Below are 13,272 nucleotides of genomic sequence, written 5' to 3' on the forward strand. Positions count from 1 at the left end.
TCCCAAATACAAAGCCCGCCTCGCGGCGGGCTTTGTCGTTCTCGCGGCGCGTGACCGCGGATGACTTACCAGTACCCCCACCACGGCCACGGGGCCGGGCGGGTGACCACATCGACGGTCTCGCGCACCGGCCACAGGTAGACGATGTCGGCCTCGACCACCGGGAAGCGGTAGTCGTACCCGCCGATCTTGCGGCTCTGGTAGCCGCTGACGCGGCCGGTGAACGTGACCTCGCGGTTCTTCTCGAACACCGCCGGGTCGTAGAAGCCGGTGCGGCACGCGATGAAGCGGCCGCCGGTGTCGTCGCTGGCCCAGTACGGTCGAGCGAACGTGCCCAGCCGGGTCGAGATTATCTCGAAGCAGGTGCGGTTGGTCTGCGGCTCGACGTCGACGATGCGGCCGCCCCAGCGCACGACGGCGCCGGTGCTGTCGCCCTCGGCGGCCTGGCGCGGGGTGATCTGCGCGAACTGGCCCTGCAGCGGCTGTGGTTCGTTGGCGCACGCCGCGAGCAGCGCGGTGGCGACGGCGAGGACGGCAACGCGGATGGTCATGGTCGGTCTCCGGAGGGCGTCGGCGTGGGTCGGTGGGCGCGCAGCGCGTGGGCCAGCGACCGGGCATCGCCCCCCGCATCGCCGCCGGCAGCGTAGCGCCAATCCGAGAAACGTTGGCTGAGCGGACCCAAGGCCGCGCCGAGGTCGGGACGCGCCTGGCTGACGCGTTCAGCCCACGCCAGCGCCGGCTCGTCGGGCGCGCGCGCCAGCCCGATGCGGTCGTAGCGCGCCGCGAGCCGGTGCCAGGCGCGCAGCACCGGGTCGCGCTCGCGCACGCCGCGGGTGCTGAGCCACGCCATCCACAGCAGCGCCAGACCGGCCGCCACGCCGAACAGCAGGCCGAGGCGCTGGCCGTCGAGCCGTTCGATCCCCAGCGGCGCCAGCAGCCGCTGCTGGCGGCTCGCGTCGAAGCCGAGCACGAAGTCGTTCCAGCCGCGCCGCAGCCAGTCGCTGAGGTTGAGCACGGTGCCGAACCCCTCGAGTCCACCGAGCAGCCCGCCGCCGGCGGACGCGCGGTCGGCCAGCGTGTCGTAGATGTTCTCCGGCGCGACCGCGGCCGTCGGGTCCACTCGCACCCAGCCGCGGCCGTCCAGCCAGACCTCGGCCCAAGCGTGCGCATCGGAGCGACGGACGATCCAGTAGTCGCCGATCGGGTTGCGGTAGCCGCCGGTGTAGCCGGTGACGACACGGGCGGGAATCCCGGCGGCGCGCATCAGCACCACGAACGCCGAGCTGTAGTGCTCGCAGAAGCCGCGCTGGGTGTCGAACAGGAACTCGTCGACCGAGTTGCGGCCGAGCAGCGGGGTGTCGAGGGTGTAGGCGAAGTCGCGGCGGATCCACGCCAGCGCGCGGTCGACGATCGCGCGGTCGTCCGCGCCCGCCTCGGCGCGCCACTGCCGCGCCAGCGTCAGCGTGCGCGGGTTGTAGCCCTCGGGCAGGCCCAGCGCGAACCGTCGCAAGGTCTGCTTGAGCTGCGGTTCGTAGGCCGCCGGCGGCGACGACTGCATCCGCCAGCGGGTCAGCGCGCTGAGCGGGCGGTCCGCGATCAGCCGGTGGTCCAGCGACAGGCGCGCGCGCTCCGGCGCGGCGAGCGGCAGGTCGAGCGCGACCAGCTGGCGGCGGTCAGTCGGCTCGATCTCCAGCTCGTAGTCGTAGCGCACGTTCGACGGGCGCACGGCGGCCGGCTCGACCCCGCCGAGCCAGCGCGGCTGGGTCCATTCGCGCCCGTCGAAGTTCCACATCACCGGGCCGCGCCAGTACATCTGCGACGTCGGCGGCGCCGGGCCGAAGAAGCGCACGCGCAGGGCCGGCGAATCGTCGGTCATGAAGTCCAGCCACTGGCCTGGCGCCATCGAGTCCGACAGGCCGGGGCGGGCGAGGGCGCGCTCCGGCACCCCCCAGAACGGCGAGCCCAGCCGCGGGAACAGCCAGAACGCCGCGAGCGCCAGCGGCAACCCGATCGCCAGCAGCCGCCCGATTCCGGCCACGCGCTGCCGCCACCCGATCGCGCCGGCGCGATCGCCGGACTCGGCCTCCGCGCAGCGCTGCAGCGCGACGAGCCCGAGGATCGCACCGACGAGGCCGAGCCCCAGCGTGAGCGGCCCTTGGTCCAGCAGGAACGTTGCGAACGGGGCGAACAGCGCGAAGCCGACCAGGCTGCGGGCGTCGCGCAGGCCGACCGTCTCTGCCGGCTTGATCGCCAGCATCGCCGCCAGCAGCGCGCAGCCGGTGTCGCGGCCGAGTCGGAACGAGGTCAGCGCCAGCACCGCGCCGACCACGCCGACCGCCAGCAGCAGCCGCAGCGCGGCCGGCGCGGGGCGCCTCCACGCCAGGCCCGCCATGGCCGCCGCGGCGACGCCGATCAGCCAGCCGAGCGGGGAGGGCAGCTGCAGCAGCAGCGGCAGCAGGCAGGCGCCCGTCGCCAGCAGGACCCAGCGCCGGGTGTCGGCATCCAGCGGCAGCGTCGGCGCGCGCTTGAACATCGAGGTCACGCGGACGCCGGCAGCAGCGCGAGCGCGCGCAGGCACGCGTGGCGGTGCTGCGCGCCGCGCGCCGGACCGATCACGGGCTGCAGCGGCAGGACGAGTCGATAGCGGCGGCCGTCGCGTTCGGCCTCGTCGACCCAGCGCGCCAGGCGCGCAATGCGCGACTCGGTGTCCAGCCCGGTGAGTTCGCGCCACGCCAGTTCGACGTCGGCACCGAGCGGCTGCTCGTATTCGCGCACGACGAGGCTGTCGCGGCGGGCCGACGGCTTCCACGCGATCGCGCGGCGCGAGTCGCCGGCGCGGTAGGCGCGCAGGTGGTGGACGTCGTCGCCGGTGGCGTGCAGCCGCGTCTGCGCCTGTTCGCCGACGCCCGGCGGCAGCGGCGGGCCGTGCGCCTCCGGCGCCGGGTAGACCAGCAGCGGCTGGTCGGTCCACACGTACGACCACGCGCGCGCCAGCCCGAGCGGGCGCGTCGTCGAAAGGCGCAGGCGCGGCAGGTCGAGCCAGCCGCGGCGCCGCGTCGGCCACGCCAGTTCGGCCTCGCCGTGGCCCTGGTCGAGGTCGAGCCGCGCGGAGGGGATCGGCGCCTGCGCGTCGTCGCCCACCGCCCACGAAGCGGGCTCGACGTCGACACGCAGCCCGCGGCGGAGGCGCCCCGGCTCGGCGCGCGCATGGACACGGACGGTCAGCGGCTGGCCGGCCGCGACCGGCTCGGCCTCGATCGCGGTGATCGCAAGACCCGTCAGCTGCAGCTGCGCGGCGACAAGGCTCGCGAGCCCCGCACCGGCGAGCAGCAGCGCGAGCAGCAGCGCCGGGTTGTTGTTGTAGTTCAGCGCGCCGACCACCATCGCCAGCAGCAGCCCCGCGAAGAACAGGCCGAAGCCCGTCGGCAGCACGTAGACGCGGCGCCGATGCAGTTCGACCGGCAGCGACTCCGGCGCGCGCGGGCGCGCCAGCAGGAGCAACCACTGCTGCCAGCGACGGCGGGCCGCGTGCACGCTCAGTCGACCGGCACCGCGTGCAGGATCGCCTTGGCCAGCGCCGCGTCGCTCTCGCCCTGGGCGTCGGCGGTCAGGCGATGCGAGGCAACCGGCACGAACAGCGCCTGCACGTCCTCCGGCACCACGTGGCTGCGGCCGAGCAGCAGCGCGTAGGCGCGGGCGGCGCGAAGCAGCGCCAGGCCCGCGCGCGGCGACAGGCCAACGCGGACGCCGGCGTGGCGGCGGCTGCGCGCGAGCAGCGCCTGGACGTACGCGATCAATGCGTCGCTGGCGTGGACCGCATTGACCGCCCGGCGCGCAGCGATGACGTCGTCGGCGCCGAGGATCGGCAGCGTCTGCGCGATCAGGTCGCGCCGGTCGGCGCCGGCCAGCAGGTCGCGCTCGGCCGCCTCGCTCGGGTAGCCCAGCGCCAGCCGCAGCAGGAAGCGGTCGAGCTGCGAATCGGGCAGGGGGTAGGTGCCGGAGAGGTCGACCGGGTTCTGCGTGGCGATCACGAAGAACGGATCGGGCAGCAGGTGGGTGGTGCCGTCGACGGTGACCTGATGCTCGGCCATTGCTTCGAGCAGCGCGCTCTGCGTGCGCGGCGGCGCGCGGTTGATCTCGTCGGCCAGCAGCACGTGGGTGAAGATCGGGCCGGGGTGGAACTCGAAGCGCCGCGCCTGCGGGTCGAACACCGACACGCCGACGACGTCGGCCGGCAGCAGGTCCGAGGTGAACTGCACGCGCTGGAAATCGAGGCCGAGGGTCGCCGCCAGCGCGTGCGCCAGCGTGGTCTTGCCGAGCCCGGGCAGGTCTTCGATCAGCAGGTGGCCGCCGGACAGCAGCGCGACGAACGCCAGCCGCACCTCGTGCGCCTTGCCGAGCACCAGCCCGTTGACCTGTGTCTGCGCGCGGTCAAGGGACGCGCGCAGGCCATCGGTTAGCATGGGCGCCGCCGTGGGGGATGCCGACATCGTGCGAGTTCTCCCGGGGATGGATCCGTCGACGACGCGGTCGGTCGTCGAATGACTGGCTGTACGGCCACCGCCGGGCGGCGGTTTCGCCGATCCGATTCGAATCGCCGGACGCTGCGCGAACTGCGCGGCACGCCGTTCACCAGAGTGTAGCGAGGTCACCAGCCCGATGCGGGAGCATTCCGAGGCCGCGACGATGCGGCGTGCGTTCTGGGCGCTGTGGAGCGCCGTGCTGCTGGTCAAGGTGCTGGTCGCCACGCGGCTGCCGCTGTTCGTCGACGAGGCGTTCTACTGGCAGGAAGGACAGCACCTGGCGCTGGCGTATTCGGACCTGCCGGGCCTGACCGCGTGGATGGCGCGCCTGGGCGTCGAGCTCGGCGGCCACACGCTGCTGGCGCTGCGCGCGCCGTTCCTGTTGGTCGCAGCGCTCGTGCCGCTGCTGGTCGTGCGCATCGCCGCGCGCGAGTTTTCCGAGCGCGACGGCTGGGTCGCCGGCTGCTTCGCGCTGCTGCTGCCGCTCGCCGGCTCGCTCGGCCTGCTCGCGCTGCCGGACGCGGCGATGGCGCTGGCCACGCTGCTGTGCGTCGACGCCGGCGCCCGGCTGCTGCGTGCGGTCACACCGGCGACGGCGCTGGAACTGGCGCTGGGCCTGTCGATCGGCGCGCTGAGCCACTACCGCTTCATCGCGGTGATCGGCGTGGGCTTCCTGGTGCTGCTGTGGCTGCCGGAGGGCCGGCGTGTGCTGCGCGACGTCCGCATGATCATGGCCATCTGCATCGGCGCGGCCGCGTGGACGCCGCTGCTGGCGTGGAACCTCGACAACGCCGAGGCCGGGCTGCGCTTCCAGCTGGTCGACCGCCATCCGTGGGCGTTCCACCCCGACGGCGCGTGGTTCATCGCGGTGCAGGCGCTGCTGGTGACGCCGCTGCTGCTGGCCGCGCTCGGCAGCGCCGCGTGGCGCGGGCGGGCCGACGCGCGCGCATCGGTGCGCTATTTCGCGCTGCTCGGCGCCGTGGTGGTGCTCGGATTCTTCGCGCTCGGCTTCGTCGCCGACAACGAGCGGGTCAGCTTCCACTGGCCGCTGCCGGGCTACCTGGCGCTGCTGCCGCTGCTGCCGGCGGTGCTGGCGCGCTGGTCGCGGCCGCTGCGCATGGCGACGTGGAGCCTGGCCGGCCTCGGGCTGGCGGCGGTGCTTGGGTACTACGTCGCGGTGTCGATGCCCTCGGTGCGCGCGCAGGCCGCTGCGTCGAAGTGGTACCCGTCGAACTTCGCCGGCTGGGACGAGGTCGCCGAGCGCGTGCGCAGCCAGCTGGCCTCGATGCCGCCCGGCACGCGCCTGGTCGCGGACAATTTCAAGCTGGGCGCCGAGCTCGGCTTCGCATTGGGCCGGCCCGACATCGAGGTGCTCGACCATCCCGTCAACCACAAGCACGGGCGCGCGCCGCAGCTCGCGCTGTGGGGGCTGCGCTCGGGCGGACGCGACGCATGGGGCGACGCGCCGGTGCTGCTGGTGGTCGGCGCCAGCGAGGTGGAGTACAAGCACCTGCTCGCCCGGTATCACGCGCTGTGCCGGACGGTGGGGCCGCTGCCCGCTCCGAAGGTGCTGAATGTCGACCACGGTCGCCAACGATTCCTGACATTCGAGATCGCCGGCCGTCGCGACGGCGCCTGCACCACGCCGGCGATGGCGTGGGTCGATGCGCCCGTCGCCGGCGCGCCCGTGCCGCGCCGCTTCACCGTGAGCGGCTGGGCGTTCAAGGACGGGGTCGGGCTGTCCGGCGTCGACGTGACGATCAACGGTCGCCAGGTCGCCGCCGCCCGCTACGGCAGTGCGTACCCGGGCCTGCAGCAGTCGTGGCCGGGAACGACCGATCCGCAGCACCCCGATGTCGGCTTCAGCGCCGACGTCGACCTCGCCGCGATGCCGGCGGGCAGGTACTGGCTGGGCCTGCGCCTGCGCGGGCGCGACGGCAGCGTCGAGGACTGGGCGGAGCAGCCGATCGTCGTCGGCGACTGACGTCGGCGGGCCCGAGGGCTACGGCAGGGCGTAGCCGGCGTCGCGCAGCAGCCTGGCGGTGGCGATCAACGGCAGGCCGACCAGCGCGGTCGGGTCGCTGGTCTCGATCGCGTCGAACAGGGTCACGCCGAGCCCTTCGGACTTGAAGCTGCCGGCGCAGTCCAGCGGCTGCTCCGCGTCGACGTAGCGGGCGATCTCGTCGGCGCTGAGCCGGCGGAAGCGCACGGTGGTGGTGTCGAGCGCGTGGCCGACCGGCGCGCCGTCGCGCATCACGCAGACCGCCGTGCGGAACCGGATCGCGTGCGGCGACATCGCCGTCAGCTGGGCGATCGCCGCGTCGCGCGTACCGGGCTTGCCGAGCGGACGACCGGCCAGGTCGGCGACCTGGTCGGAGCCGATGACCCAGGCCCCGGGATGTCGCGCGGACACCTCCGCTGCCTTGGCCGCGGCCAGGCGCAGCGCCAGCGACGTCGGCGACTCGTCGTCGGCCGCGGTTTCGTCGACGTCCGGGCGTTCGACATCGAACGGCAGGCCCAGCCGCGACAGGAGCTCCCGCCGGTAGCGGGAGGTGGAGGCCAGGACGAGTCGCGGCATCGGCTCAGACCGCCGGCGCCCGGGCCTGCGCGATCCGCACCAGCTGGTCGTCGATGCGGTCGCGTGCGGCGTCGATCGACGCGCGGACCTCGGCCAGTTCGGCGACCGTGGCGTTGCGGCCGTGATCACGCAGCCACAGGCGCTGGCGCAGCATCTCCCGCATCGCGTCGCGGACCGGGTCCTGGTCGCGCTCGCCGGCGACCGCCTGGATTTCGTCGCGCGCCGTGCGCAGCCGGTCCTCGAGCGCGTCGGCGGCGTCGAGCACGTCGCGGACCGCCCGCTGGTGGCGACTGGGCCGGCGCAACATCAGCGCGAGCGCGGCCACGCAGGCGACGCCGATCAGGATGAACAGGGCGGTCTTCACGGAACGGTGTTCACAAAAGTCGGGGCCGGTCGTTCTGCGTTGGAAAGCCAGTCTGCCGTGCCCGGGCGCAAGCCCGCAAACCTGCGCCGCCGGCGGTCCCGCGGTTTGACACGCGGGGCCCCGATCCTTACCATTCCGCGGCTTATGTCAGCCGACCTGCCCGGGATTCTTGATGCATGGCGCATGGTCACGGCCCGGCGCGGCGTCGAAGGGCGCCTGCCGCTGTCATCGCTGACGCGACTGCAGGGCAGCCTGCTCGATACCGAAGGTGACGTGCGGTTCGCGCTCGAGTTCGATCGCGATTCGCTGCAGGTCCCGTACGTCGAGCTGCGCATCGATGCCGAGCTGCCGCTGGAATGCCAGCGCAGCATGAATCGATTCCTGCTGCCGGTGCACATCGTGCAGCGGCTCGGCCTGATCCGCGACGAGGCGGACGAGGCCGCGCTGCCGCCGGGCTACGAGCCTCTGCTGGTGCCGGACGACGGCATGCTGCGGACGGCCGAGCTGGTCGAGGACGAGTTGATCCTGGCGGTGCCGGTCGTGCCGGTGGCGCCGGGGACGGAAGAAGTGGAACGCGAGTGGCCGGCCAGCGAGGCCGAGCAGGAGCGGGCCAACCCCTTCGCCGCGCTGTCGGCGATTAAGAACAAATCGAACTGAGTTTCCCTGGAGTAAGACCATGGCTGTCCAGAAGTCCCGCGTCACCCCGTCCAAGCGTGGCATGCGTCGTGCGCACGACGCGCTGTCCGCCAAGCAGCTGGCCACCGACCCGACCACGGGCGAGACCCACCTGCGCCACCACGTGACCGCCGACGGCTACTACCGCGGCAAGAAGGTCATCGACACCCAGACCAAGGTCGTCGACGAGGAGTGATCCTCGCGGTCCCGGGCGGGTGACCGCCACCGGGACCGGCACCGGCTGTCGCGCGGCACCGCCGCCGGCAGCCACGACCGGCCGCGTCGTTCGATTCGAATCGATCGATCCGGCCAGCGAACCGAAACGGGCCGCATGGCCCGTTTCGTGCTCCGGGGCCGGCGCCGTCCTTGACGTGCCCGTGCTTCTGCGGCTTAGTCGCACGTCGCATCCGACGTGCCGGACGGGGTAACAGGCGGTAATGGCAGAGCACATCTACGCGCGTATCGCAGGCACCGGCAGCTACCTGCCGGAAAAGTGCCTGACCAACGACGACCTGGCCAAGTTTGTCGACACCAGCGACGAATGGATCGCGGCGCGCACCGGCATCCGGCAGCGCCACGTGGCCGCCGAGGGCGAGACCACCTGTGACCTGGCATACCACGCATCGGTCCGTGCGCTCGAGTCGGCCGGCGTATTAGCGAGCGAGCTCGACCTGATCGTCGTCGGCACGACCACGCCGGACATCATCTTTCCGTCGACCGCGTGCCTGCTCCAGCATCGGCTCGGCGCCAACGGCTGCCCGGCCTTCGACGTCAACGCGGCCTGCACCGGCTTCGTGTACGCGCTGACCGTTGCCGACAAGTTCATCCGCTCGGGCGCGGCGAAGACCGTGCTGGTGGTCGGCGCCGAGACCTTGACCCGCATGCTCGACTGGAGCGACCGCGGCACCTGCGTGCTGTTCGGCGACGGCGCCGGCGCGGTCGTGCTCAAGGCCGACGCCGAGACCGGCATCCTCAGCACCCACCTGCATGCCGACGGCGGCAAGAAGGAGCTGCTGTACAACCCGGTCGGCGTGTCGGCGGGCTTCAAGCTCGACGAGCCCAACGCCGGCGTGCGTGTCCTGATGACCGGCAACGAGGTGTTCAAGCACGCGGTGAAGGCACTTGACTCCGTCGTCGAGGAGACGCTCGAGGCCAACGGCCTCGACCGCCACGACATCGATTGGCTGATCCCGCACCAGGCCAACCTGCGCATCATCGAGGCGACCGCGAAGCGTCTGGACATGCCGATGGACCGCGTCGTCGTCACCGTCGACAAGCACGGCAACACCTCGTCGGGCTCGGTGCCGCTGGCGCTGGACCACGCGGTGCGCTCGGGCAAGGTGCAGCGCGGCCAGCTGCTGCTGCTCGAGGCGTTCGGCGGCGGCTTCACGTGGGGATCGGCGCTGGTCCGCTACTGACCGCGCGCCCGATGGTTGCAGATGAAACGCCCCGGCCCGCCGGGGCGTTTTGCGTTGGGCACGCCTGCCACGGCCGACGTCCGCGTCGATCGGCGGCGTGACTGTACGCGCGGGTACAGACGCGTTAGAGCAATCGCTCGTATCATTGCGCGTTCGTTTTTTGGTGGGCGGTCGCGTGGGCGCAAGGCAAGACACTTCATTGGCATTCGTGTTCCCGGGGCAGGGCTCGCAGTCGCTGGGCATGCTCGCCGAGCTTGCCGCGCGCGATGCCGGCGTTGCCGGCACGTTTGCCGAGGCCAGCGAGGGCGCCGGCGTCGACCTGTGGGCGCTGAGCCAGCAGGGTCCCGAGGCGCAACTGAACCAGACCGAGTTCACCCAGCCCGCGCTGCTCGCGGCCAGCGTCGCCGTGTGGCGCGCCTGGCAGGCGGCGGGCGGACCAGAACCGGCGATGCTCGCCGGCCACAGCCTCGGCGAGTACGCGGCGCTGGTCGCCGCCGGCGCGCTGTCGCTGCACGACGCCGCGCGCCTGGTCCGCCTGCGCGGGCAGCTGATGCAGGACGCGGCGCCGGCGGGCACCGGCGCGATGGCCGCCGTGCTCGGCGCCGAGGACGCCCTCGTCGCGGAGGTCTGCTCCGCCGTTTCCGGCAACGCCGTCGTTGTCCCTGCCAACTTCAATTCGCCCGGCCAGATCGTCATCGGTGGCCACGCCGCTGCCGTCGACGCGGCGCTGGTCCAACTGGCCGAGCGCGGCGTGCGAAAGGCGGTCAAGCTCGCCGTCAGCGTGCCGTCGCACACGCCGCTGATGCGCGAGGCCGCCAACCGGCTCGCCGAAGCAATGGGCGACCTGACCTGGCACGCCCCCAGCCTGCCGATCGTGCAGAACGTCGACGCCGAAGTGCACGACGGCGTGGAATCGATCCGCGACGCGCTGGTCCGCCAGCTCTATTTGCCGGTGCAGTGGACCGGCTGTGTGCAGGCGCTCGCCGCGCGCGGTGCCACCCGCGTGGCCGAGTGCGGCCCGGGCAAGGTGCTCAGCGGCCTTGTGAAGCGCATCGACAAGTCGCTCCACGCGCGCGCACTGGGCACTCCGGCCGACTTCGATGCCGCCCTGAACGAATGGAACCCCGCATGAGCCAGCTTCCCCTCTCCGGCGAGATCGCCCTGGTCACCGGCGCAAGCCGCGGCATCGGCGCCGCCATCGCCGACGAACTCGCCGTGCAGGGCGCGACCGTGATCGGCACCGCGACCTCCGAGTCCGGCGCCGCCGCGATCGGCGAGCGCCTGGCCGCGCACGGCGGCCACGGCCGCATGCTCGACGTCAGCGATGCGAGCTCGATCGAATCGGTGCTCGACGGCATCGCCAAGGACATCGGCGCGATCTCGATCCTGGTCAACAACGCCGGCATCACCCGCGACAACCTGCTGATGCGGATGAAGGACGAGGACTGGCAGGCCATCCTCGACACCAACCTGACCAGCGTGTTCCGCACGTCCAAGTCGGTCATGCGCGCGATGATGAAGGCCCGCAAGGGGCGCATCATCAACATCGCATCGGTGATCGGCGTGACCGGCAACGCGGGGCAGGCGAACTACGCGGCCGCCAAGGCCGGCATCATCGCCTTCAGCAAGTCGCTGGCGAAGGAAATCGGCTCGCGCGGCGTGACGGTGAATGTCGTCGCGCCGGGCTTCATCGACACCGACATGACCCGGTCGCTGCCGGAGGACGCCAAGAACGCGATGCTCGGGCAGATCGCGCTGGGCCGATTCGGCGAGCCGGCCGACATCGCCCGCGCGGTGGCGTTCCTGGCCGGTCCGTCGGCGGCGTACATCACCGGCGAAACCCTGCACGTCAACGGCGGCATGTACATGCCGTGATGCGCCCGTCGCATCCGGTAAGCGTTTGAAGAAAAAGGGCTTTGGCCCATCCGCACCGGCGCTCTCGCGAACGCCGGGGTTTCCATTAGACTAGTAAATCGAACATCCCGTCCGGGAGGAGAGAGCACCAATGAGCAGCATCGAAGAGCGCGTCAAGAAGATCGTGGTCGAACAGCTTGGCGTCAAGGAAGACGAGGTCACGAACAACGCGTCGTTCGTCGACGACCTCGGCGCGGATTCGCTGGACACCGTCGAGCTGGTGATGGCGCTCGAGGAAGAGTTTGAGTGCGAGATCCCGGACGAGGAAGCCGAGAAGATCACTTCGGTGCAGCAGGCCATCGACTACGTCAAGGCGCACGTCAAGTCGTAAGCGCGCCTCGCGGAGCGGCCGGCGGCGTTGCGCCGTCGCCGCCAGCACCACCGACCGGGGCCGCACTGCGGCCCCGCGTCTTTACGGAACCATCCATCGCCGCGGCACGCTGCCGTCGCGATGCAACCTGCGGTGCGGGCCGCCCGGCCGGCCCCGCCGACGGCACTGAATCCAAGCGGAGCCCTTCATGTCCCCACGTCGCGTCGTCATCACCGGCCTCGGCATCGTCTCCCCGCTGGGCAACGACCTGGCCACCACCTGGGACGGCATCGTCAACGGCCGTTCGGGCATCGGTCCGATCACCCATTTTGACACCGAGGGCTACGTCACCAAGATCTCCGGTGAAGTGCGCGGCTTCGACGTCACCCAGTGGGTGAACCCGAAGGACGCAAAGAAGATGGACCCGTTCATCCACTACGGCGTCGCCGCGTCGATGATGGCGATGCGCGACGCCGGGCTCGAAGTGACCGAGGCCAACGCCGAGCGCGTGGGCGCGCTGATTGGCTCGGGCATCGGCGGCATCCTCGGCATCGAGGAAACCGCGGTGAAGCTGCACGAGGGCGGTCCGCGCAAGGTCAGCCCGTTCTACGTGCCGAGCACCATCATCAACATGCTGCCCGGCCAGATCAGCCTGCTGACCGGCATGAAGGGCCCGAATTTTTCCGCGGTGTCGGCCTGCGCGACGTCGAACCATTCGATCGGCATGGCGATGCGCATGATCCAGCACGGCGACGCCGACGTGATGATCGCCGGCGGCGCCGAGCGCGGTTCGACGCCGAGTTCGATGGCCGGGTTCTGCTCGATGAAGGCGATGTCGACCCGCAACGACGAGCCGACGCGCGCGTCGCGGCCGTGGGACAAGGACCGCGACGGCTTCGTCATGGGCGACGGCGCCGGCATCCTCGTGCTCGAGGAGTACGAGTACGCCAAGGCGCGCGGCGCGCGGATCTATTGCGAGCTCGCCGGCTTCGGCGCCAGCTCCGATGCGTTCCACATGACCGCGCCCAGCGAGAACGGCGAGGGCCCGGCGCGCTGCATGGTCGCGGCGTTCAAGGACGCGAAGATCAACGCCGACCAGGTCGGCTACCTCAACGCGCACGGCACGTCGACGCCGCTGGGCGACCTGGCCGAGACGCTCGCGGTCAAGCGCGCGCTCGGCGACCACGCGTACAGGACGATGGTCAGTTCGACCAAGTCGATGACCGGCCACCTTCTCGGCGCCGCCGGTGGTGCCGAGGCGATCTTCTCGGTGATGGCGCTGCACACCGGCATCATCCCGCCGACGATCAACCTCGACGAACCAGGCGAGGGCTGCGATCTCGACTACGTGCCGAACGTGGCGCGCCAGCACGCGGTCGACGTGGCCGTGTCGAACGGCTTCGGCTTCGGCGGCACCAACGGCACGCTGGTGTTCCGCAAGATGTGATTCCGCGCCCCGCACGGCGGGGCCCCAGCGGCGCGCGCGGCCC

Annotated in this window: 14 protein-coding genes; 8 read left to right on the forward strand and 6 right to left on the reverse strand. The window is 71.8% G+C overall.

Annotated elements, in window-relative coordinates:
• Nucleotides 1-65: 65 nt before the first annotated feature.
• Genes D3A60_RS05860 through D3A60_RS05875 form a run of 4 tightly spaced genes read right to left on the reverse strand, consistent with a single transcriptional unit; the run spans nucleotide 66 to nucleotide 4,490 of the window.
• Nucleotides 66-551 (reverse strand): Slp family lipoprotein, encoded by a 486-nt coding sequence (locus D3A60_RS05860; protein WP_119717798.1) that lies wholly within the window; start codon nucleotides 549-551, stop codon nucleotides 66-68.
• On the reverse strand, nucleotides 548-2,533 hold the full coding sequence (locus D3A60_RS05865) for a transglutaminase TgpA family protein (RefSeq protein ID WP_119718988.1): 1,986 nt from the start codon (nucleotides 2,531-2,533) through the stop codon (nucleotides 548-550). The genes D3A60_RS05860 and D3A60_RS05865 overlap by 4 nt, the downstream gene beginning before the upstream one ends.
• A 5-nt stretch (nucleotides 2,534-2,538) precedes the next feature.
• Entirely contained in the window at nucleotides 2,539-3,534 is a 996-nt protein-coding gene (locus D3A60_RS05870) for a DUF58 domain-containing protein (RefSeq protein WP_119717799.1), read from the reverse strand.
• Between the two features lie 2 nt (nucleotides 3,535-3,536).
• A complete protein-coding gene (locus D3A60_RS05875) occupies nucleotides 3,537-4,490 on the reverse strand; it encodes an AAA family ATPase (RefSeq protein ID WP_407062760.1) in 954 nt (317 codons plus the stop codon).
• A 169-nt stretch (nucleotides 4,491-4,659) separates the two neighbouring features.
• On the opposite strand from D3A60_RS05875, the gene D3A60_RS05880 reads away from it, so the two are divergent.
• Nucleotides 4,660-6,507, forward strand: coding sequence for an ArnT family glycosyltransferase (locus tag D3A60_RS05880; protein WP_407062761.1), 1,848 nt, complete (start codon nucleotides 4,660-4,662; stop codon nucleotides 6,505-6,507).
• Between the two features lie 18 nt (nucleotides 6,508-6,525).
• Here D3A60_RS05880 and D3A60_RS05885 read toward each other — a convergent pair whose 3' ends face one another.
• Together D3A60_RS05885 and D3A60_RS05890 are read right to left on the reverse strand one after the other, a co-directional pair.
• Complete coding sequence (locus D3A60_RS05885) at nucleotides 6,526-7,101, reverse strand: Maf family protein (RefSeq protein WP_119717801.1); 576 nt, start codon at nucleotides 7,099-7,101, stop codon at nucleotides 6,526-6,528.
• A 4-nt stretch (nucleotides 7,102-7,105) separates the two neighbouring features.
• A complete protein-coding gene (locus D3A60_RS05890; RefSeq protein WP_119717802.1) occupies nucleotides 7,106-7,465 on the reverse strand; it encodes a hypothetical protein in 360 nt (119 codons plus the stop codon).
• 144 nt (nucleotides 7,466-7,609) lie between these two features.
• Here D3A60_RS05890 and D3A60_RS05895 point away from each other — a divergent pair, with 144 nt between their 5' ends.
• From D3A60_RS05895 to fabF, 7 genes are all read left to right on the forward strand, one after another.
• Nucleotides 7,610-8,122: a YceD family protein gene (locus tag D3A60_RS05895; RefSeq protein ID WP_119717803.1), complete on the forward strand. Its 513-nt coding sequence runs from the start codon at nucleotides 7,610-7,612 to the stop codon at nucleotides 8,120-8,122.
• Nucleotides 8,123-8,141: 19 nt separating this feature from the next.
• Nucleotides 8,142-8,336, forward strand: coding sequence for a 50S ribosomal protein L32 (gene rpmF, locus D3A60_RS05900; RefSeq protein ID WP_119717804.1), 195 nt, complete (start codon nucleotides 8,142-8,144; stop codon nucleotides 8,334-8,336).
• 241 nt (nucleotides 8,337-8,577) lie between these two features.
• Complete coding sequence (locus tag D3A60_RS05905) at nucleotides 8,578-9,558, forward strand: beta-ketoacyl-ACP synthase III (RefSeq protein WP_119717805.1); 981 nt, start codon at nucleotides 8,578-8,580, stop codon at nucleotides 9,556-9,558.
• Between the two features lie 175 nt (nucleotides 9,559-9,733).
• Nucleotides 9,734-10,690: an ACP S-malonyltransferase gene (fabD, locus tag D3A60_RS05910; RefSeq protein ID WP_269203660.1), complete on the forward strand. Its 957-nt coding sequence runs from the start codon at nucleotides 9,734-9,736 to the stop codon at nucleotides 10,688-10,690.
• Nucleotides 10,687-11,433 carry a 3-oxoacyl-ACP reductase FabG gene (fabG, locus tag D3A60_RS05915; protein ID WP_119717806.1) on the forward strand — a complete coding sequence of 249 codons (747 nt, stop codon included), beginning with the start codon at nucleotides 10,687-10,689 and terminating at the stop codon, nucleotides 11,431-11,433. The genes fabD and fabG overlap by 4 nt, the downstream gene beginning before the upstream one ends.
• A gap of 130 nt (nucleotides 11,434-11,563) precedes the next feature.
• On the forward strand, nucleotides 11,564-11,803 hold the full coding sequence (gene acpP, locus D3A60_RS05920) for an acyl carrier protein (RefSeq protein WP_036111977.1): 240 nt from the start codon (nucleotides 11,564-11,566) through the stop codon (nucleotides 11,801-11,803).
• 187 nt (nucleotides 11,804-11,990) lie between these two features.
• Nucleotides 11,991-13,229 carry a beta-ketoacyl-ACP synthase II gene (gene fabF / locus D3A60_RS05925; RefSeq protein WP_119717807.1) on the forward strand — a complete coding sequence of 413 codons (1,239 nt, stop codon included), beginning with the start codon at nucleotides 11,991-11,993 and terminating at the stop codon, nucleotides 13,227-13,229.
• Nucleotides 13,230-13,272: the final 43 nt, after the last annotated feature.

It is taken from the genome of Cognatilysobacter tabacisoli, assembly GCF_003586305.1.
Classification (GTDB): Bacteria; Pseudomonadota; Gammaproteobacteria; order Xanthomonadales; family Xanthomonadaceae; genus Cognatilysobacter_A; species Cognatilysobacter_A tabacisoli.

Bases quoted from the DNA above. Each gene is read 5' to 3' on its own strand.
- D3A60_RS05905 (WP_119717805.1), top strand. From the start codon at position 8,578: ATGGCAGAGCACATCTACGCGCGTATCGCAGGCACCGGCAGCTACCTG.
- D3A60_RS05885 (WP_119717801.1), bottom strand. From the start codon at position 7,101: ATGCCGCGACTCGTCCTGGCCTCCACCTCCCGCTACCGGCGGGAGCTC.
- D3A60_RS05865 (WP_119718988.1), bottom strand. From the start codon at position 2,533: ATGTTCAAGCGCGCGCCGACGCTGCCGCTGGATGCCGACACCCGGCGC.
- acpP (WP_036111977.1), top strand. From the start codon at position 11,564: ATGAGCAGCATCGAAGAGCGCGTCAAGAAGATCGTGGTCGAACAGCTT.
- fabG (WP_119717806.1), top strand. From the start codon at position 10,687: ATGAGCCAGCTTCCCCTCTCCGGCGAGATCGCCCTGGTCACCGGCGCA.
- rpmF (WP_119717804.1), top strand. From the start codon at position 8,142: ATGGCTGTCCAGAAGTCCCGCGTCACCCCGTCCAAGCGTGGCATGCGT.
- D3A60_RS05895 (WP_119717803.1), top strand. From the start codon at position 7,610: ATGTCAGCCGACCTGCCCGGGATTCTTGATGCATGGCGCATGGTCACG.
- D3A60_RS05875 (WP_407062760.1), bottom strand. From the start codon at position 4,490: ATGTCGGCATCCCCCACGGCGGCGCCCATGCTAACCGATGGCCTGCGC.
- D3A60_RS05860 (WP_119717798.1), bottom strand. From the start codon at position 551: ATGACCATCCGCGTTGCCGTCCTCGCCGTCGCCACCGCGCTGCTCGCG.
- fabF (WP_119717807.1), top strand. From the start codon at position 11,991: ATGTCCCCACGTCGCGTCGTCATCACCGGCCTCGGCATCGTCTCCCCG.
- D3A60_RS05880 (WP_407062761.1), top strand. From the start codon at position 4,660: ATGCGGGAGCATTCCGAGGCCGCGACGATGCGGCGTGCGTTCTGGGCG.